This window comes from Marinifilum sp., assembly GCF_965230805.1.
GTDB lineage: Bacteria > Bacteroidota > Bacteroidia > Bacteroidales > Marinifilaceae > Marinifilum.
The window spans coordinates 839,723-861,816 of sequence record NZ_OZ246019.1; the positions used below are offsets into that span (position 1 = coordinate 839,723).

Here is a 22,094-nt window from a genome sequence, read left to right on the forward strand (position 1 = left end):
CGCCCTATGCACTATACAGAGTGTTATGGGCTGGGCTTTTTTGGTTCTTTTCTCTTGTCCTTTATTTCTTTGTTAATTGTATTAAATCTTTGTATCTCTTTGTTAAGATTTTCTACAGTTGGTTTTTTGAATGCATATTTGTCACTATGTGAATGCCCCTCCATATACCTACAACACTGATAAAAACTATCAAGTACTTTATCTTTTATTTCTGCATCAAAAACGACATCACCTAAGCTGTCTACACTTACTCTTTCTTCAAATCTTTGTACAACTCCGCTGAACAAACCAAATACTACTAATGTCTCATAACTTGTTCTTAAAGCAGCAAAACCATTTTTGATTTTATCCTCTCTTTGTTCAGGAGGAGTTTTTTTTGCTTCATCATAATAACTCTGTGCTTTTCCTGATGTTTTATATCCCTTCTCAAACGAAGGTGTATTCCTTAACCAAATTGTTCCAGGCTGATTACCACCAACATTTTCAATCCAATGGCAGTCATTAGAAATATTAAGTTCCTTACAATGACCAATCAAAGAAGAAACGAATACCAAATCGTGAGTAAAGATGATGACTTGCTTTTTAGATGATTCTTTTGCAAGACGTTCGGCTATTTCGCTTTTTCGATTCTCATCTAAAGAAGTAACAGGGTCGTCAAAAACAATCCCTCTATTTACTTCAGACAATTGCATTTCAGCAAGAAAATCGGCAATAGCTATAACTTTTTGTTCTCCTTCGCTTAGAACGGTGTTTGGGTTTTTCCCTTTTAATTTTAGTTGTCTAAATGATTTACCTGCAGAGCCTGTATGGTTAATGTCAATTCCAAAATTTCCATTAAGTTTATTACATTCTTCATTGAAAACATCAATGTACTTTTGATTGAAATATCTTTCAGATAACATTTTTTCTGAACTTGTTATTTTACGCTTAGCAAAATTTGCTTTCGCTGCCTTTTTAAGCCAAACTTGCTTTTTGACATAGGTTTCAAATTTAGCTAAGTGAGTATTGAATTTTTCTTTGTGTTCTAAAAGTGTTTTAGCTTTAAGTAAATCAGCTAACTGCTTTGCCTGTTCACCTTCCGTAATAACTTTAATAGATTCGTCAATAGCTGCTTCAATAGTACTGTGTTGTGCTGTGCTGATTTTTATTTCCGTTCTAACATTTGCTGTTTTGTTTTGAATATCGGAAACAATGTTTTGAGCGAGTATTTTCTGTTCCGAAAGTTTTCTCTTTAATTCGTCTAACTCATTAGGGTATTTTTCAGACAGCCAAACAGTAAGAGTATTGTCTTGCGGAAATAAGTCAAAGTTTAGTTTCTCAAACGCTTGCTTTACTTTTTCGAGTGATTCTTTTGCCTTCTTTGCGTTTTCTTCGGCTACACTTTTAATGAATTGCCAGTAATTGGAAATTAGTTTTTCTGCATCCTTTGAAAGTGGTTGTTGACAAAGTATGCAGTTGTCTCCATTCTCGGGATAAACTGCATTTTCAGGATTCTGTTTTTGAGCAAACGCTTCGGCTGCTACGATAAAATTTTTCCATTCCTCTGTCCCAATTCCTTCAATTTTATCGGTTTTAAAGTTTTCAATTCCTTCGGCTTTGGCTGCTGCTTTTTTTGTGACACAGCCTTTAATTGCATCATGAATATTTGTTAGATAGTTTTCTTCAAAATATTTATTTAGGGTTTCTATTGTAGTTTTGTTATCACCTAATTGCTTTTTGATTGCTTCAAGATTCTTTAATTCTTTTTCTTTCCCTTTTGAAGCTAAAAGAAGCTCATCATATTGTTTCTGGATTCTTTCTTTTTCTGCTTTATCCTCATCCGAAAAAGGAGTGTGTCTTTTCAGGTCGTCAATGTTTGTTAGAGCATTTAGATTCTGAACAATGGCTTTAATTTCTGATTCCCCATCAAATAAAGCAGAAAGGTCATCTACTGTGTTTCCTGAATTTTTGGCAGCAATGTCAGTATTTAGCTTTTGTTCAACACGATTAATCGCATTTGTATATTCAGCAAAGAAACTTAATCCTGCTGGACGAAACTCAAATTCATTTTTTTCAGCAAGTTGTTTAAATAATCCTTTGCCGTCAAAAACCGCAAACTGTCCAAACTCCGCATTATCCTTTTGCGCATATGATAACGGAATAATAGTATTATTAGTTGTAAATGTGAATTCTGCGTTTACAGGTTTGTGGCCATTTTCAATATGAACATTCTGTAAGATTTCTTCTGGTGCTTTTGAGTAAAAAGTCTTTTTAAATAATCTGATATAGCCAGATTTTCCAGAACCATTTGCTCCGTATATGATTGTAAGTTTTGGGTTAAAATCAATAGTCTGACCTTCAGTTAAGGCATTAACACCTTGAACATTTTCAAGTTTTGATAGAAGTAAATCTGTTTTATAATCTCCTGTGTTTGCAGTACTGTAGCTAATTACAATTTCAGGTTTTTCGGTTTCTTCTTTTAGTTTAAGTTGTTCAAGAAGAAATGAATATGAAGTATCAATGTCGTCATCGGAGATATCATTACCCGACAAAATCTTTACGGCAAGATATTTTGACCAATAAGGTAATTCATTAGCAAAATTTTTTACCTCAGTTTCAAGAGTTTTTACTTGTTGCTCTACTTCTGATATTTCATTTATATTTTTCATTCTCTATTGTGTCGTAGGTTTCTTTTTGCCTTGCCCATAACTATTAATTTGTGCACTGGTGCACTTATTTTTCTTATCTCAGAGTAAAAAGGTGCACAATACATCCCAATATGGCTTGTATTGTACTCTTATTATGAATCACGATTGTAAATCTAAGAATTATAATCAATATACCCATAATTAGAATGTCGATATGAAACGAGCATCATTAAAATAAATATTAGGCATTCACGGTAATGATTTTGATCTTGTGGCTTCCATCCGGCAAATGAAATACGACCTTTTTTGATCAAAAGAATGCAGACAGGTCGGAAAATATCTGACTGCTTACAGATCTGTTAGCATTTGAATTTAGCTTTTACCTCTGGATTAGCGCAATGCCGTTTTCTTACGGATCCATTCCCAGAGCAGAATCGCTCCCACTGCTATTCCGGCCGCTAATCCATTAAACAGAAAATCGGCCATGTCGAAAACTCTATTTGGAATAATTACCTGAACACATTCGTCGAACACTCCAATAAGGAAAGAAATCACCAAAGTGAGAATGGCGATATGAAATTTTTTATATTGATTGCGATAGCGCTCTGTTAAAGCACGGTGTATAAATACGGTTAATACCGAATATTCAATTAAATGAGAACGTTCCGCCAGTCCGAGGCGCAGAAACAACATCATTAAAACAGCAATAATTCCTAAAATGGTAACGGTATCGTTTTTTTCGTTGGTACGGCGGAAGGTATGCAAAATTACAGTGGTGCCAACAATAATCAAGCATAATATAAATATGAGAGCTTCCATATTTTCGGCTCCCAATTCTTGTAACAATGGGTATCCAAATACCAAACTGGTTAAAATGGCTATCCAAACCAGCAATACATACAACCATTGTTTTTTTTCTTGTGATGATTTAAATATTGACATACTTAAGTAGTGTAAATTTATCGTAAGATAGTACCCTAAAGTTTTCAAGTCAAGAGTTGGGGCAAACTTTGCAGCAAAAGAATTAAACCCTGCAATGTTTTAGCCATTAGCCTGGCTTTCGATTTGCAGATTTTTAACTGCGATCCACAATTTTACTAATCTTGGTATCTGTAAACATGAACTCCGATTGCCCTTCGATAAGTATACAATCACCGGCTTTCATCCCATTTGGTAAATCAATTGCCAATATGCCTTCATAGGCAATCTTCACAATAATTTTATCAATCTGGATATCCCATTCTTTAATTGTTTGTGTTCGCTTACTGAAATACTTTCTTGCATCTTGGGCTTGCAATCTAAATTCATCAATTCCTTCGGTTTTTACATTGCAGATACCTTCCGAAAAATTCTCAAAAACAACATCCTCGTGAAGAAGAATAAGCATTGATTCAATCTCGAATTGATTATAAGCATGAATGTATTCCTCTATCATTTTCTTTTGCTGATCCATAATATTTGAGTTAAGATGTGAAGTATGAATCTACAAAACAATAAGGGAGACTGCAAAATTTTAATAAGATGTAGTTCATAAGCCAATAAGTGCTGATGAAATCTCTTTTATCGTCTGCGTTTGTATCTGTTTTGCACAATGTTATTCAGATATACTTTCGATTCCAATAATTCAAATTCTTGTTCTTTAATTAAATCCCGAAACAAAGGAACTCCGCCACCAAGCAATATTGGTAAAGTTGAAACAATTAGCTCATCAATTCGATCTTCATTTAAAAAGGACTGAATGGTTTTTCCTCCATCGATGTACAAACTTTCGAAACCTTTACTATGAATCATTTCTAAAATATCACTTAGCTTGCCATTCACCAGTTCTACCTTGCCCTGATATTTTTCAGGCAATTCCCTCATTGAGTTGCTAATCACAAATACTGGCTGGATATAAGGCCAATCAATATCGAAACTGCAAACCGTATTAAAAGTGTTGTGTCCCATAACAATGGCATCTACCTTTTCTATAAAAGAGCGATATCCCAAATCCAATTGATTGGGATTTGGAATCATATCCAACCAGTCCAACTCATTCTTACGATTGGCAATATAACCATCTATACTTTGTGCGATAAAAACCAGATTCTGTTTCATTTGTATCGGAATTCCGGAAAACTTAAAAATATAAATTCGAATTGGGTTAATTTACTGATTTTCCTAAATTGATGGGAAGACTAACAATCATCGAGTTTTTTTATTCTTTAGAGCACTTCAACTTCTTAATTCTTCGCAACATCTAAGCAATTACTAGTTCTATCACTGGTATTATAATTTACATACACCATTTTAGAAAAGATCACAGGTCTGATTCGAAAACCTCTTCCGTCTGAAATTTGAGCCCCCTTTTCAAGTCTTCTTCGGCTGGATCGTGGAGCTCGAATTCAGGCTGATTACTTCAAATATACTCTGTATTCCCATGGCTTTAAGTCCAACTCAAGATTTGCAGCCAAATCATGTTTGTTAGCATCTTTATAACAAGCATAGTTTCCTGCATTTGCACCCATTTCAAGAGTAGCTTTACTAGCTTCTTTGCTAAGGTTCAAAATTACAACAACTTTGTTTCCTTCAACCTCACGAGAGAATGCTAAAATCTTCTCATTCTGATCTGATGGAATACGAACCAGTTTTCCTCCTTTTACACCATTCCAAAGCGCTTTATTGTTCTTTTTTAAGGCAATTAATTTCTTATAGAATTCAGCCATTTCTAGATTCGACCAATCGATCTCATCTTTCTCGAAGAATTTCAAACGCTTGTTCAAACCAGCTTCCTGACCACTATAAATTAATGGCATACCCGGCATTGTGAAAGTTAGCACGGCAAAAGTTTTTGCACCTTCACCCATTCTTTCTTCGGTAGTGCCATTCCATGAGTTTTCATCGTGATTGGCAGTAAAGTTCATGGTATAAGAATCAGCAGGGAAAATGGTATCTACTTTCGCAAAGAAAGCTTCCATATCATTGGCCGTTTTCTCACCTTTGGCAACCTGGTTCATAATATGGTGGAAATCCCAACCATAACCCATATCAAAGGCATTTACCAATAGTTCATGACCACCATCTTCGGCCAACATGAAAACAGGCTTAATGGCATCCAATTCTAGTCTTGCTTTTTCCCAGAATTCAGTTGGAACCATTCCTGCAACATCACATCGGTAGCCATCAATATCTGCTTCTGTAATCCAGAATTTCAACGACTCGGTCATGTACTTACGCATGTCTTCGTTTTCGTAATTCAAATCAGCTGTATCGGTCCAATCGGTTCCTTCCGGAATTACAATTTCACCTTCTTCATTCTGAGTATACCAATCTTTGTGCTCTTCCATAATTACATTATCCCAACCTGTGTGATTTGCCACCCAGTCAAGAATAACATACATTCCCATTTCGTGTGCCTTGTTTACAAGATTTTTAAGGTCTTCCATGCTACCGAATTCAGGATTTACAGCCTGGTAATCCTTAACGGCATAGTAGCTACCCATGCTCCCTTTTCTGTTCTTTTCCGAAATTGGGTAAATTGGCATCAACCATAGAATATCAACACCCATTTCCTTTAAACGTGGCATGTGCTCAACAAAAGCATTAATGGTTCCTTCAGGAGTATACTGGCGAATGTTTACCTCATAAATATTCGCATTTCTGCTCCACTCTACAGGCTTTTCAACCTTCTTGTCCTCAACTACAGTTTTTTTTGCTGGTTTATTCTGACAAGACGCCAAAATTCCAACAACTAACAATAGACCTAAAACAGTTTGAAATACTCTTTTCATTTCAATAATTTGATTAGTTAGTTTGATAAAGTTCACTTATTAAACGCTAAGACGCCAAGACGCTAAAATATTCTTCTTTGATATCCTCTCTTAGAGTTTATAACCAGTAACCTTTCTTAATTATTATTTTATCCTTTGTGTCTTGATGCCTTTGCGTTTATTTTATCTACTTGGCATTAATTCCAATAATAAAATATCGAATTCAGTATCAATGCTTATTTTTCCATTCTTAACCTTTGTTTCTTTTCCAGAATATGCATCTCTAAGCTTTGTTCCATTTTCCAATTCTGTAAGGTGAACTTCTTTTACGCCTTTGTCCAAATCCAAAGCAACAAAAATTTGATCCTGATATTCTCCTTTACTATATGATCTGCGGAAAACATAAGGGCTCTCTGAAATCATTTTGTGCACACCAGCACCAACTGAAGGGTGATTCACGCGGAACTGACCTAATTTTTGCCAGTGACTTAAAATGGCTTGTGTTTCAGCATTGTTCTCAATATCCTCCCAATTCATGAATGAACGAAGGTTTGCATCACCTACTGCTTCTTCTACCAACAATGGTCTTGCCGATTCATCGCCATAGTACACTTGCGAAGTTCCAGGTGACAATAGTAGTTTGGTGGCAGATTCGAATGTTCTTTCTCTTTTCTGATCAAATGGACTGCCATCATCATGTGATGTCAGGTAGTTTAACACACCATATCCTTTTAAGTCACCATTCAGGATATCGGAATACATAGCGAAAAGTTCTTCGTATGATGATTGAGCATTGTACTTAAACTCAAAGTTGATCAGGTCGGTAAAACCATTGGCGTAGTAGTTTACTTTTTTGTCTCCAAAATCGAAAGCAAACTTATGGCTGATATTGTAATTGTATACCTCACCTACTGTATAGAATTTATTATCATCCAACACCTTGTCGGGATTGTTTTTCTTCCAAAGAGCAAATGCATATTCACACTCTTTACGGAATTCTTTCCAAACCGATTCTTCGGTATGTTTTACCGTATCAACACGGTAACCATCAATCCCAAAATCGATGATGTAATCGCACAACCATTTGATGATATAATTTTTAGGAGTGCGAGGATATCCTGTACGTGCAAAAAACTCATCAAGCTCTTTCATCTCCTGCTCATATCTTCCTTCATTCTTCCATTTCTGGGCCAATGTTGCCGGAATACCAACTTCCTTATTGCTTTCGGTTTTAATATCCGGAAGGTTCTTAACCAAAGTACACTCAATGGTGTTTTTGTAGCTATCGTAGGTACATTGTGGCTCGGTTCTTACCCAATCGTTTTCCCAAACCGGATCTTTCCCAGTAACCGGACCAGTATGATTGATCACAGCATCCATTACCACACGAATTCCATTGGCATGAGCTGTTTCAACCAATTCTTTCAGATCTTCCATGCTTCCAAAGTTTGGATCCAAAGCTGTCCAGTCTTTTGCCCAATATCCGTGGAAACCATAGGTATTTCCTGTTCCTTCGTCAACCGCGCCATGAATTTGCTCGGTAACCGGGGTAAACCAAATGGCATTAATTCCCAAATCGGTAAAATATCCATCTTTAATTTTCTGAATAATTCCCCTGATATCGCCACCTTCGAAACCACGTAGTTTTCCTGTTGGCAAATTTCTTTCAAAATTCACATCGTTATCCGTTGTTCCATTATTAAAACGGTCGGTTAACATGAAATATAAATTGGCTCCACCCCAAACAAAAGGAATCTTTTGCTGCTCTACCTTCTTATCAACTTTTGCACAAGCGGATAATAAAATTACCACCAATGCAAAAACGCTGAATACTTTCCCTTTCATTATCTCTCTAGTTTTATAGTAATTGACTGATTTTTTCCCGCTATAAGCTCTCCCGTAAATCGAAGAGTTTTTGTTTGCTTATCCCAGGTAAAATCGACTTTTTTACCATCAACACTCACTTTCTTTGGTTGTCTTTCTATGTTGTGAATTGTGTGAGTAATTTTTTTATCTATGGTTTGATAATTTCTTCCTAATTCGGTAGCAATTTCAATTGTAAGTCTACTCGATTCATAAGTTGAATTGAATCTTAACATTTCATATTCACCTTTCTCGTAAGCTCCTGGAGTTTCTCCATTATCGTTGTACAATTTGCCTTTGCTTTTCTTTACCGATGCATCGTGATAGTAATGCAAATCCATATTTTTAAGAGAGTAACCATTGCTGTTCTTCATTCCCTGAACCATGGGTATAAACGATCCTCCACGCACAAAAACAGGTATATTTTCTTCTCTTGTTTTGATGGTATAAGATTTACCTCCCTGGTATTTTTTACCGCTAACAAAATCGAACCAAACAGAATTTTTAGGCATGTAAACCTCTTTGCTTTTTAAACCAGCATCTGTAATTGTAGACACCAAAAATGCATCGCCCCACAAATAGGTATCTGAAATGTGTAACAAATCTTGGTTGTCTTCTTCCTCGAAAAATAATGGTCGCATTAAAGGCAAGCCTGTTTGATTGTTTTCGAATGCCATGGTATAGATATACGGCATCAGACGATAACGCAGCTCAATCGATTTTTTTGCCAATGCTTTAGTTTTATGTTCTCTAAATACAGGTTCGGAAGCAACTTCCTCTTGTGCATGCGGACGAAATATTGGTTGAAAAACTCCATATTGTAACCAACGAGTATACAATTCATCATCAAGATTTGCACCGGCAAAACCACCTAAATCGGAATGCATATAGGAAATTCCCTGTAATCCCATTTGTAATGAGATTTCAGTTTGTGGCTTAAGACCATCCCAACTTCTGCTAACATCACCAGTCCATGGTACCATACCATAACGCTGAGAACCTACAGCTCCGGCACGCATCAGAATAAATGGTCGTTGCTTAGGGAAATCTTTCTGATATCCATCGTAAACCAATTTGGCCCAGTAATGACCATAGATATTGTGAACCTCGTCGGCTGGACCATTTACATGTAGTAATTCGGCTGGATGTACTTCCGGTTCACCCAGATCTCCCCACCAACCGGCAACACCTTTATCGGCCAATCCTTTGTAGATATTCCAAAACCAGTCGATTGCCTTTGGCTTAAATACATCAACCAAACCTGTATTTCCAAAGAAAAAATCATATTTATATGGATTTCCCAATGAATCAGTTCCCAGAACTTCTTCGCGAACTGCTTCGTCCCAACGATCCGAAGTTGTTAAGATAAATGGTTCTGTAATCAGAATTGTTTTCACACCACGATCGTTTAAATCAGCGATCATTTTCTCCGGATTTGGGAATGAATCCCTGTCAAAGGCCAGATTTCCCATTTCATCAGTAACCGTTTTTCCAAACCAGTACAAATCCAAAATAATGGCATCAACCGGAATAGAATCTTTCAGGAAGTGATCGATGGTTTCTACAGTTTCTCTTTGCGAATGATATCCAAATCGACTCGAGAAGTTTCCCAATGCCCAACGTGGCAACATCGGCTGACGACCTGTAAGTTCCGTAAACTGAAAGGTGAAATCTTCCCATGTATCGGCAGCAATCACCTGGTATACTTTTCTGCCACTAATGCTTTCGTAGCGAAGGGTATTGTTCTTTTGACTGTCCAAATCTAGAAACCCGATTGGTGCATTGTCGAAATGAAGAGCATATTTCTTAGATGAAACGGCAACAGGCATGGTATAATTCATCAGTTCTGAATGCGTTCCATATCCATAGTGTGCACGATTGTACAACTGAAGACGATTTCCCCTGCGGTTCATGCCCAATACACGAGCTCCACCGCCAAATAATACCTCATCTTTATCTATCGTAAAATCGATATTTTCAGTACTATCTGTTTTGGTATAACCATCCTTTTCGGATATCAGTTTTTTTCCTTTATAAAGGTATTGAATCGAAAATGGCGACTTTGATATTTCCACCACAAGTCCTTTCGACATATAAGCCAAAGTTCCATCTTTTTCAACCAAAGTAAGGCCTTCCACTTCCGGATTCATCACCACAGAATGAGATACCCCTTTTTCTTCTCCATTCGGTATAAATGCAGTCTCTACAATCTTATCGTTGTAAAACTGAATTTCATATTTACCATCATTGGTTTGAACTTCTAAAACCTTTCCTTTTAATTGAGATGAACGAAATTCTCTTGTACTATTTTGAGCAAAAACAGTGGTTGATATTGCAAACAATGCAATACAAGCGAATAATCTCAATCCTAATCCATGTAATACTTTCATACCCTAACTCAAATGCCCTCAGGCTTCTATTTAATTCTTTAATTCCAATATCATTGATGAGTTTCCTTTCACCTCCAATTTCCCACCGGAAAATTGAATGCTCTGTTCACTCAAAATATCGTATCCTTTTGCAAAGTCTTTTATTCCTTCCGAAAAGCGATCTAAACTTAACTCCTGCTTTTTATCTCCATTATTTATTACCACCATCACTGTCTTTTCATCATTATGTCTGAAATAGACATACACATCATTCTCTGGGATATAATGGGTAAGTTTGCCGCTGTGAATCACAAGATTGATCTTTCGCCACTGTAGCAATTTTTGCAGAAACCTGAAGGCTTCATTCTCCTTTTTGCTTCGACCTTCGGCAGTAAAAGCATTTCTTTCATCTCCATCCCAGCCACCTGGAAAATCGATTCTCATTTTTCCATCGCCATCACTTTTCTTCCCTTCCATTAGTATTTCTATACCTGCGTAAATCTGGGGTATTCCCCTGGTAGTCATTAGGAAAGTGTTCATTAGTTTAAACTTATCAAGATCACCCTTCAGTGTAGTCATAATTCTTTGGGTATCATGATTCTCTGAAAAAATCAGGATATTGTTCAAATCTTTGTATAAATAATCTGCCGCAAGGCTCTTATACAAACGAACTACGCCATTTTCCCACTCCTGAGGCTCCAGGAATGCTTTTTCCATGGCAAAGAACAATTGAAAATCCATAACGCAAGGCAGATTGGAATTGTATCCATCAGCATTCAAAGCATCTTTTTGCCAATAGGCTATATCTGCCGCATTCTTGTACCAGGTCTCACCGACAATATTCAAATGAGGATACTCGTTAAGCAGAGCTTTTCCCCATTTGGACATTCCCTGCGGATCGTTGTACGGATGCGTGTCCATTCTTATGCCATCCAAATCGGCATACTCTACCCACCAAATACTGTTCTGTATCAAATAGGTCATCAGCAATTCATTTTGCTGGTTAAGATCCGGCATGCTAATATCAAACCATCCATCCGAAAATTTAAGTTTATCCACCTGTGAAGCATGTGGATCCAGTAAAGTAGATTTGCGGTGATTGGAGTTGGTATATTCATCGTGCTGATGCACCCAATCATCCTGCGGAAGATCTTTCATCCACCAATGTGCGCTTGCACAATGGTTAAAGACCATATCTTTAATGAGTTTAATTCCTCTTTTTTTGCACTCTTTCGATAACTCAAGGTAGGCTTCATTGCCACCGTATCGTGCATCGATATTGTAGTAATCGGAAATGGCATAGGTATGGTATGAGCCTCTTTCTTCGTTATCTTCCAATAAAGGAGTGCTCCACAATGCCGTAATTCCTAAATCTTGTAAATAGTCAAGCTGATTGATGATCCCTTCTATGTCGCCACCATGACGTCCATCATAATGTTCTCTGTTCAGCTTTTCTGCCAGGCTGTCAACAGAATCGTTTGCGGGATTTCCATTGGCAAATCGATCCGGCATAAGCAAGTACATAACATCCGAGGAGTTGAAGCCTTCGCGCTTTGCAGAATTCTCTCTTCTCTCCTTCAGTTCATACTGGTAAACAATTTCTTTGCCTTTAAAGTTGGTAAAGGTAATTTCAAATTTTCCTGCTTTCGCAGATTTGTCAATCAATAAATCGACAAACAAATAGTTATTGTTCTCAACATTGTGCACTGCTTTCACACTCACGCCAGGGTAGTTAAGCCCAGGCTGATAGTCTCCTATTCCCTGTCCGTAAATTAACAATTGCAGGTTTGGATTTTCCATTCCAACCCACCAAAATCCAGGTTCCAATTTCTCTATTTTGGTCTTTGCTGCAATGGTGCTAAGACTAAAAAAGGAAAAGAACAGAATCGGAATAATTGATTTTTTAACAGTGCCCATGATCAGTAATTCTCAAATTACACCGATTTGCTTTTAAAAAGCTTCAAAACTTCGTTTCCTCGTTTTGTACCGTTAAAAGTCGATCGGTATTATGCCAAACTTTATTATTTAATTAAAATGGTATAAAAATCAGGACGGCAAAGCTGCCATCCTGAATTGATATAACTATTAATTAAGCGTGTTCTACCACTAAGCTACTTTCTTTTTCAACTTTGTATTCATCATCTTGAATAAAGATGTTAATGGTTTCACCTTCTTCATTGATAACTCCTACTCCATCTTCTGAAACTCTCACATTTAACAAGTTACCTCTAAATCGAACTTTAAATGAGTATGATTTCCATTCTTTTGGAAGCATTGGTTTGAACACCAACTGTCCATTTACAACTCTCATACCACCAAAACCTTCAACAATTGACATCCAGGTCCCGGCCATACTTGTAATGTGAAGTCCTTCGTGAACTTCCTTGTTGTAATCGTCCAAATCCAAACGTGAAGTTCTTAGGTACAAATTGTAAGCTCTTTCTTCATCACCAATTGTTGCAGCCAAAATTGAGTGAATACATGGTGATAATGATGACTCATGAACTGTTCTTGGTTCGTAGAAATCATAGTTCTTTCTAATAGTTTCCAAATCGTACTGATCTTCGAACAAATAGATACCTTGCAAAACATCAGCTTGTTTGATGAAACATGAACGCAAAATTCTATCCCATGACCAATGTTGATTTATCGGACGAATTGCAGGATCAAGATCAGCAGCCAAAATTTGCTCCTTGTCCATAAATCCATCTTGCTGAAGGTAAACACCAGTTTCCTCATCAACAGGATAATACATATTTTCAATAATATCATTCCATTTAGCAGTTTCGTTAGCGAAATCGAAGTTTAGGTTCTTCATAATTTCTTCGAAACGTGCAGGATTGGTTTCTTTCACATGTGCCATTGCCTCTTGTGAATATTTCATACACCATGTTGCAATGGTATTTGTGTACCAATTGTTATTGATATTATTTTCGTATTCGTTAGGACCTGTAACCCCTAACATTACGTATTTCTTTTTCGCCTGAGAATAGGATACACGCTGACTCCAGAATCTTGAGATTCCAATCAGCACATCTAATCCATACTCTTCTAAATATTTTTTATCGTCGGTATGACGGATATAGTTATAGATCGCGAAAGCAATTGCACCATTTCGGTGAATTTCTTCGAATGTTATTTCCCATTCGTTGTGACACTCTTCACCATTCATTGTGACCATTGGATACAAAGCAGCACCGTTGGTAAAACCAAGTTTCTCAGCATTTTCAATGGCTTTTTTCAACTGCTTATGTCTATAAATCAGTAAATTGCGTGTTACATCAGGCTTAGATGTACTTAAATAGAATGGTACACAGTATGCTTCAGTATCCCAATAAGTTGATCCTCCATATTTTTCACCGGTGAATCCTTTAGGACCAATATTTAGTCTTTCATCTTCACCAGTATAAGTTTGATTCATCTGGAAAATATTGAAACGAATAGCTTGTTGCGCTGCAACATCACCTTCAATTACAATATCACTATGATCCCACTTGTTTGCCCATGCATTTACATGTTCTTCCAATAAAGCACCATATCCTTTAGCTTGAGCAGCTTCTACAACAGATATAGCATCGGAAGAGATCTCTGTTTTGCTGTGATTCAAAGAGCTAAGAACTGCAGCATATTTGTAAATCGAGTATTCTACATCCTGCTCTGCCTCAAACTCAACAGTGTTGGCAACATATTTTTCATCTTTGGTAATTCCCGGACTTAGTTCCTGCTTCTGACCATCCTTAAACACATCATATTTCATGCTCATACAAACATGAAAATCAAGCTTTTTAGTTGCTGCAGTAATGTAGGCTTCACCTTTCATCGATTTTGCCTGTAGCACATTCCAAAACTGTTCGTCGTAGTTCGAGTCTTCGTTAGAAACATCTGCATCAACATATGGGGTGAAAGCGATTTTTCCATCAAAATTCAATGGTGTAACCGAGTAACGAATTGCTCCTACTTCGGAAGTAACAATACTTAAAAATCTTTTGGCTTCAACCTTAATCTTGTTACCGTTCGAGAAGGTAGCAATAAAACTACGCTCCAAAACACCTTCCTTCATATTTAAAGTGCGAACAAAATCGCTCACTTCACATTTGGCAAGGTCAAGCATTTCACCATTAATATTTATATCGATACCAATCCAGTTTGGCGCATTCAATACCTTGGCAAAATATTCAGGATATCCATTTTTCCACCAGCCTACTCTAGTTTTATCAGGATAGTAAACACCTGCTACATAAGTTCCTTGTAAGGTTTCGCCAGAGTAATGTTCCTCGAACATAGCTCTCTGCCCCATGTTTCCATTACCCAAGCTGAATATACTTTCTGATGCGCGGTGGTTTTCAGGATTAAAGCCTTCCTCAATGATACACCACTCATCATGCTTTAAATACTCGTTCATGTTTGATTTTCTTTTAATTAACTTTAACAGCAATCTCTCAAAACTATTATTGCCACATGTTAATTGATTATCATTAAAAGTTTAATTGAGCCATTGAAAAACCCACGAATCCAGAAACAACAATATTTGCCTTTCCTAACACATCAGGTGATCCGATACCAACACATTTCATATTACCATTTATAGCAGCCTCAACACCAGCTTCTGCATCTTCAAAAACAATACATTCTGATGGAGAAACACCTAGCAATTCCGCTCCTTTCAAGAAAACTTCAGGATCTGGTTTTGCATTGCTTACATGTGTTCCATCTACAACTGCATCGAAATAATCAGTTAGTTCTAACTGATTTAAAATGGTCATAGCGTTTTTACTGGCTGAACCTAAGGCTATTTTAATCCCCTTTTCCTTAAGTTCATTAAAGAAATCCTTTACACCTGGAAGTATTTCATCAGGAGTCATCTTAAGAATGAACTCCACATAATTTTTATTTTTCTTATCCGCCAGTTCAAGTTTTGTTTTTTCATCCAATTCAACTCCACCAATTTCTAGTAGGATATCCAATGAAGTCATACGGCTAACGCCTTTTAACCTTTCATTATCCTCTTCGGTAAAATCGAATCCCAATTCATTTGCTAAACTCTTCCATGCGATGTAATGATACTTCGCCGTATCAACAACCACACCATCTAAATCGAAGATGCATGCACTAATCTTTCCCATCAGTTTTTATAAATTGTTTTTTATTAAGATTTACTTTGCTTAACAAAGGCAACCGCAATTGCCCCAAGTAACATTGAAACTCCACAAATAATCATGATATAAATTGCTTCACCACTAAAAAGTCTCCTAAGAATTTCACCAGCTACAATACCACTAATAATCTGAGGACCTGCGATCGTAAAATTGAAAATGCCCATATAAACACCCATTTTATCAGCAGGTAATGAGTCTGACAATATAGAATAAGGCATTGCAAGAATTGCAGCCCATGCGATTCCAATTCCAATCATTGGAAGCATCCAAAACACTGCACTCGAAGGAACATCTACTTGAGTAATTAGTAGATTTAAATGAACCATTTCCCCTCCAGAGAATAAAAATGTTGATAAATATCCAATTCCTCCAACAAATAAAGCAATTGAATAAACTGTCTTTCGACCAAATTTATTAGCCAACCGCGACATAACAATTGAGAACAATGCTGCGAATAGACTATACCCAGCAAATAAAATTCCAACCCAATCACCTGCATCCTGAAAAGATTCTGATACTACATCGTCTATTGAACATCCCCATGAATGCTGAGCCAATGCATAAGTTGTATAAACCCACATCAGATATAAGGCAAACCACGAAAAAAACTGAACAACTGCTAGTTGCATCATGGTTTTTGGTGTTTCTTTTAGAAGTTTTAAGAATCCCTTCAAGGTACCTTTTTCTTTCTTCTCTGTTCTAACTTCCAACCCTTTATACTTAGCATATTCTTCAGGTGGATATTCTTTTGTTCTGAAAACAGTCCAAACAACAGACAGAAGTAACATTCCTCCTCCAATATAAAAAGACCATATTACAGAAGCTGGAACACCACCATCTGCATCTACATTGCTTACTCCTAAAACATTTGTTAATACAAATGGCAATATTGAACCTAATACTGCTCCCGTATTAATAAGAAGACTTTGAATTGAATACCCTGCATTTCGTTGTTCTTCCGGAGTCATATCAGCAACTAAAGCTCTAAATGGTTGCATTGTTATATTGAACGATCCATCCATTAAAGCAAACATCACCGCTCCGAAAACTAATGGAGGCATTATTTTAACAGCTAATCCTGCATTAGGCATAAAGAACATAGCTAGTGCTGCAATAATTGCTCCACCCAAAATGTAAGGTCCTCTACGACCAAATCTATTCCAAGTGCGATCACTTGCTCCTCCTACAATAGGCTGAACAATTAATCCCATAACAGGAGCTGCTAACCAAAAAAGAGAAAGGTGATGTAAATCTGCACCTAAATTGGACAATACACGACTGACATTTGCACCCTGCAATGCAAAACCCATTTGGATTCCTAAAAATCCAAAGCTTACATTCCAGATTTGCCAAAAGCTTAAACGAGGTTGTTTCTTCATCTGATCGATATTAATTCTTCTTACTATTATTAGAAGTTTGATTTCAATTTAAACTGTCAATTCAATCAACAATTTACATCCCAATATAAGGATAATAGAACCAAAAGAAATGAATCATTCTCCGCAGTGCTGATAGCTCAACACAGTTAAGACCAACAAAGTTTTAAAATTCAAAAAACGAAAAATGGATTTTGACCATTTCATTTCCTTCAATTATCCGGAAACGAGATCATATTTATTAAGGAAGTATATTATTTAAAGTCGGAAAGAGGTTTCCCTCAGGGACAAAAGTAAGGAAAACCATTGAATCTGTCAAAAAGTTTAGAAATTCACACCGCTAAAAGTCAATAAAAACAAGTTCCAACTCCTATTTCAAACGATTGCAACAAATTTCAAAAAAAGATTATTTTTTATACTAATAACCAGAGTTCCACTAAAAAAGGAGTTGATAATTTTCAACTCCCTATACCATATTATATATCTTTTATTAGTTCTTTGTGGATCCTCTTACGATCAAATTGGTTTTTACAACCTTGGTAACCGGCTCATAATCCATATCTGCTTCATGAATACGTTTCACTAACAATTCACATGCTCTTAATCCAACTTCGTATCCATGTTGCTCTAAAGTTGTCAATGCCGGATCTGAAGTACGAGAAACCACACCATCGGTAAATCCAATTATCGAAATATCATCAGGTACCTTAAGTCCTATTTTTTTTATCACTGATAAAGATCCTGCCGCAGTAAGTTCATTAACAGCAAATATTGCATCTGGTGGTTTAGGAAGTCTTAATAGCTCAGGCGTCTTTTCAATAGCCTCCTCAAAACTGTCACATTTTATGATTAAGCTTTCATCAATTGGAATCTTGTGTTTCAGTAATGCTTGTCTGTAACCTTTTTGTCGGTTTTGCCCCAAAAGCATCTGCTGCGGGGCTGATAAGTGTGCTATTCTTTTACATCCTATATTAATTAGATATTCTACAGCCGAAAAAGCACCTGCAAAATCATCTACAATTACATTATCCGATGACAACTCATTACAAACCCTATCAAAAAAAACAATCGGTATCCCATTATCTCTCAACTCTTTAAAATGACTAAAATCATTTGTTTCTTTTGACATGGAAACCAAAACCCCATCAACTCTACTCGACAATAAGGCATGAACATTCGCCATCTCTCTCTTGTAAGATTCATTAGACTGAAACATCATAACATTATATCCTGCTTCATGGGCTATTTCTTCAATTCCACTAATAACTGATGAAAAGAAATGATGAACAATTTCAGGAATAATAACTCCGATAATATTGGTCTTACTATGTCTTAAACTAAGAGCTACAGCATTGGGCTTGTAGTGCCACTTTTTAGCCAGTTCATTTACAGCTTCCTTGGTTTTAGCACTAATGTCAGGATGATCTTTTAATGCTCGTGACACAGTAGAGGCAGAAATGCCTAATTCTTTAGCGATGTCTTTAATTGTAACTTGGCCGCTTCTCATAAATATTTTTGTGAATTATTAAATCAGAGAGTCTTCAGCAAGTCTAATGTTATCAAAGCATTAATAAATATATGATTTATCTACATCAGGAATTGCTGCAACGACTGTAAATATAGGAAAAATTAAACAATATGGCAGTTTAAACTATTTTTATTAAGCATTAAACTAACATATCGACATAACTACATATCAAACGTTTGCGGCAACGATTGCGGTGATTTATTTGCACTTAATTATCAATCATTTAACTCTTGCTTTTCGCATTCCATATCTTTGGTAAGAGAAAAAGTAAGGCTAACTTAAGGTTAAGGTCATTCTGAGTACAATAGAGGAAGCTAAAGAGTCGGAAACTTGAGTTCATATTTCTATTTATAGAATGAATGTATCTAACCTATAACTAATTTCTAATTTATCTTAAATTTCTATTTATGAAGCTTAACATTAGTATGCTAAGAAAACTGCTTCTTATGCTTGTAACGGTTTTTTCTTTTTCCGTTTTGCAAGCACAAGAAAAAGTAGTTAGTGGTGCAGTAACCGATGCAAACGATGGCATGGGTATACCTGGTGTTTCTGTTGTAGTTAAAGGTACCACAGTTGGTACAACTACCGATATCGACGGAAAATACACACTCACAATTGATGTAAATTCTACATTGGTATTTTCTTTTGTAGGATATAAAACACAAGAAATCCTGATTGGTGAGCAATCTCAAATCAATGTAATTTTAGGTGTTGAAACCGAAAACCTTTCCGAGGTTGTGGTGATTGGTTATGGACAAGTGAAAAAAGAAGATGCTACAGGCTCAATTAGTGCCATTAAATCCGATGACTTCAATAAAGGAGCTATTTCCTCTCCACAAGAATTATTGATAGGAAAAACTTCTGGTGTTCAAATTACAACTTCTGGCGGTGAACCTGGAGCTGAATCAACCATAAGAATTAGAGGAGGAGCTTCACTTACAGCAACCAATGACCCTTTATTTGTTATTGATGGAGTGCCAGTTTCTTCGGATGGCGTTATGGGCATGTCTAATCCATTGGCTACCATTAACCCGGATGATATTGAAACTTTTACCGTTTTAAAAGATGCTTCGGCAACTGCAATTTATGGATCTCGTGCCTCAAATGGTGTAATTATTATTACAACTAAAAAAGGCACAGAAGGACAAGCTCTATCAGTTAATTATTCCGGTAAATTCTCACTTGGTTTTATCAATGATAAAATAGATGTGTATGATGCCAATCAATACAGCGAATTGGTAAATAATCTTTACGGTCCTGATTCAAGCAATCCTATTCCTGAAGCACTATCTGTATTGGGAAGTGCTAATACTGACTGGCAAGATGAGATTTATCAAACTGCTGTTGGCCATGATCACAACATAAGCTTCCAAGGAGGATTGGATTTTCTACCTTACCGTTTATCATACGGATATAATAATCAAGAAGGTCTATTAAAGACATCAAAACAGGAACGCCATACGGTAAGTTTAAATCTTACTCCTACGTTTTTTGATAATCATTTAAAAACAAAGCTTAGCGCCAAGGGGTCATTTGTTAAAAATAAGTTTGCAGACAAAGGAGCAGTTGGTGCTGCAGTTGGCATGGATCCAACGCAGCCTGTTCGCACCACTTACTCTGGTACAGAACAATGGGGTGCTTACTGGCAATGGATTGATCCTGACAATGGCTTACCTCAGGATTTCGCACCTACCAACCCATTATCGCTTTTAAATCAAAGAAATGATGAATCAGAAGTGAAGAGAGCTATTGTTAATTTTAGTGCTGATTATAAATTCCACTTCTTACCTGAAATGAACGCTGTACTTAACTTAGGATTAGATTACTCAGATAGTAATCAGAATAGAGTAATTACTCCAGATGCAGCATGGTTGTATGAAGATGAAAATATCAGAGGTGAGTATTTTGAAGAAGATCAAGAGAAAACAAATCAGGTTCTAGACTTTTATCTGAAATACGGAAAGTCTATAAACGATCACAAATTTGATGTTATGGCAGGTTACTCTTGGCAATATTTTAAAAATGAAGGTTATAAATTTCAAAATGACTTCTTCAATGTTAGAGAAACCCCAACTGAAGACAGACCAAATGCAGGCGAAAATTATCTAATCTCCTATTATGGTAGATTTAATTATTCCTTTAAAAATAAATATTTGCTAACAGGTACAGTTCGTCGAGATGGAACTTCTCGTTTTGCTGATGGAAATCGTTGGGGAACATTCCCGGCTCTGGCTTTAGCTTGGAAGGCAAGCGAAGAAAGCTTCTTGAAAGACATTGAAATTATCAGTAACCTAAAAATTCGTTTAGGATGGGGTATCACAGGTCAGCAAGGTTTAAAAAATGATAACTTCTATATTGGTTATGGTACTTATACATTGTCAGACAATGGTGCAATGTATGTTTTAGGCGACCAATGGTTTAACACATACCGCCCTAACGCTTACAACCCGAACCTTAAATGGGAAGAAACGACAAATACTAACCTTGGGATTGATTTTACTTTGTTAAACAATAGGATTAGTGGTTCTATCGATTATTACTATAGAGAAACTACTGACCTACTAAATATGATTACAGTTGCTGCGGGAACTTCTTTGTCAGATAGAATTATATCTAATGTTGGTAGCCTGGAGAATCAAGGTATTGAAATCAACCTGGTAGGTAGAATCATATCCAAGCCAGATTTATTTTGGGAAGTTGGAGGAAACTTAACTTACAATAAAAATGAAATTACGAAGCTAACAGCGGTGAATGACCCTAGTTACGTTGGTGTACCTTCTGGTGATTTAGGCTCTGGAAACTTTATTCAAATGAATTCTGTAGGACACGCAGTAAATTCCTTCTACGTTTATGAGCAAGTTTATAGTCAGAATGGTAATCCTCTTGAAGGTGTTTATGTAGACCAAAATGGTGATGGTATAATCAACGCTGACGATAGAGTTTTTAAAGGTAGTTCAATTCCTGATTACTTAATTGGTATAAATTCAAGCCTTAAATATAAAAATTGGGACTTAAGTGTAAGTGGACGTTTCCAGCTTGGGGCTCAGATTTATAATAGAGTAAAAGCAGGAGGAGCAAATATGCTAAATGTTTACAATCCAACGACACGTGCGTTATCAAATAAACTAACTGCAGCCTCAGAAACCAATTTCCTATTCACAGACGAACAGAGAGCATTCTCATCTCACTGGATAGAAGATGCAGATTTCTTCCGCCTAGACAACTTGTCTATTGGCTATAATTTTGAATCAGTATTGGGTATTGAAGGATCGTATTTAAGATTATCTCTTACCGGACAGAATTTATTCACAATTTCTGATTACTCTGGTCTTGACCCAGAAGTATTTAATGGTATCGATAATGATATTTTCCCTCGTCCTACAACAATATTATTCGGAGTGAATTTTGGATTTTAATAAAAGCCGT

The 22,094-nt window shown here is 36.4% G+C and carries 13 protein-coding genes; 1 reads left to right on the forward strand and 12 read right to left on the reverse strand.

Going from position 1 to position 22,094, the window contains the following annotated elements; genetic code table 11:
• Window positions 1-23 precede the first annotated feature (23 nt).
• From ACO05S_RS03205 to ACO05S_RS03260, 12 genes are all read right to left on the reverse strand, one after another.
• On the reverse strand, window positions 24-2,648 hold the full coding sequence (locus ACO05S_RS03205; protein ID WP_421920105.1) for an AAA family ATPase: 2,625 nt from the start codon (window positions 2,646-2,648) through the stop codon (window positions 24-26).
• A gap of 369 nt (window positions 2,649-3,017) precedes the next feature.
• A complete protein-coding gene (locus ACO05S_RS03210) occupies window positions 3,018-3,569 on the reverse strand; it encodes a VanZ family protein (RefSeq protein WP_421920106.1) in 552 nt (183 codons plus the stop codon).
• Window positions 3,570-3,702: 133 nt separating this feature from the next.
• Window positions 3,703-4,080 carry a nuclear transport factor 2 family protein gene (locus ACO05S_RS03215; protein WP_421920107.1) on the reverse strand — a complete coding sequence of 126 codons (378 nt, stop codon included), beginning with the start codon at window positions 4,078-4,080 and terminating at the stop codon, window positions 3,703-3,705.
• Window positions 4,081-4,187: 107 nt separating this feature from the next.
• The gene (locus ACO05S_RS03220) at window positions 4,188-4,724 is read right to left on the reverse strand and encodes a dihydrofolate reductase family protein (RefSeq protein WP_421920108.1); all 537 of its coding nucleotides are present in this window, start codon (window positions 4,722-4,724) and stop codon (window positions 4,188-4,190) included.
• Window positions 4,725-5,020: 296 nt separating this feature from the next.
• On the reverse strand, window positions 5,021-6,397 hold the full coding sequence (locus ACO05S_RS03225) for an alpha-amylase family glycosyl hydrolase (RefSeq protein ID WP_421920109.1): 1,377 nt from the start codon (window positions 6,395-6,397) through the stop codon (window positions 5,021-5,023).
• Between the two features lie 162 nt (window positions 6,398-6,559).
• Window positions 6,560-8,221, reverse strand: coding sequence for an alpha-amylase family glycosyl hydrolase (locus ACO05S_RS03230; protein WP_421920110.1), 1,662 nt, complete (start codon window positions 8,219-8,221; stop codon window positions 6,560-6,562).
• Window positions 8,221-10,629, reverse strand: a complete 2,409-nt coding sequence (locus tag ACO05S_RS03235) for a TIM-barrel domain-containing protein (RefSeq protein WP_421920111.1) — start codon at window positions 10,627-10,629, stop codon at window positions 8,221-8,223. Before ACO05S_RS03235 ends, ACO05S_RS03230 begins: the two co-directional genes overlap by 1 nt.
• A gap of 30 nt (window positions 10,630-10,659) precedes the next feature.
• Window positions 10,660-12,525, reverse strand: a complete 1,866-nt coding sequence (locus ACO05S_RS03240) for a glycoside hydrolase family 13 protein (protein ID WP_421920112.1) — start codon at window positions 12,523-12,525, stop codon at window positions 10,660-10,662.
• Window positions 12,526-12,697: 172 nt separating this feature from the next.
• A complete protein-coding gene (locus tag ACO05S_RS03245; RefSeq protein WP_421920113.1) occupies window positions 12,698-15,010 on the reverse strand; it encodes a glycoside hydrolase family 65 protein in 2,313 nt (770 codons plus the stop codon).
• 73 nt (window positions 15,011-15,083) lie between these two features.
• The gene (gene pgmB / locus ACO05S_RS03250; RefSeq protein WP_421920114.1) at window positions 15,084-15,731 is read right to left on the reverse strand and encodes a beta-phosphoglucomutase; all 648 of its coding nucleotides are present in this window, start codon (window positions 15,729-15,731) and stop codon (window positions 15,084-15,086) included.
• A 23-nt stretch (window positions 15,732-15,754) separates the two neighbouring features.
• Window positions 15,755-17,143: an MFS transporter gene (locus ACO05S_RS03255; protein WP_421920115.1), complete on the reverse strand. Its 1,389-nt coding sequence runs from the start codon at window positions 17,141-17,143 to the stop codon at window positions 15,755-15,757.
• A gap of 487 nt (window positions 17,144-17,630) precedes the next feature.
• Window positions 17,631-18,647, reverse strand: a complete 1,017-nt coding sequence (locus ACO05S_RS03260; protein WP_421920116.1) for a LacI family DNA-binding transcriptional regulator — start codon at window positions 18,645-18,647, stop codon at window positions 17,631-17,633.
• Between the two features lie 428 nt (window positions 18,648-19,075).
• On the opposite strand from ACO05S_RS03260, the gene ACO05S_RS03265 reads away from it, so the two are divergent.
• Window positions 19,076-22,084 carry a SusC/RagA family TonB-linked outer membrane protein gene (locus tag ACO05S_RS03265; protein ID WP_421920117.1) on the forward strand — a complete coding sequence of 1,003 codons (3,009 nt, stop codon included), beginning with the start codon at window positions 19,076-19,078 and terminating at the stop codon, window positions 22,082-22,084.
• The last annotated feature ends 10 nt before the right edge of the window (window positions 22,085-22,094 follow it).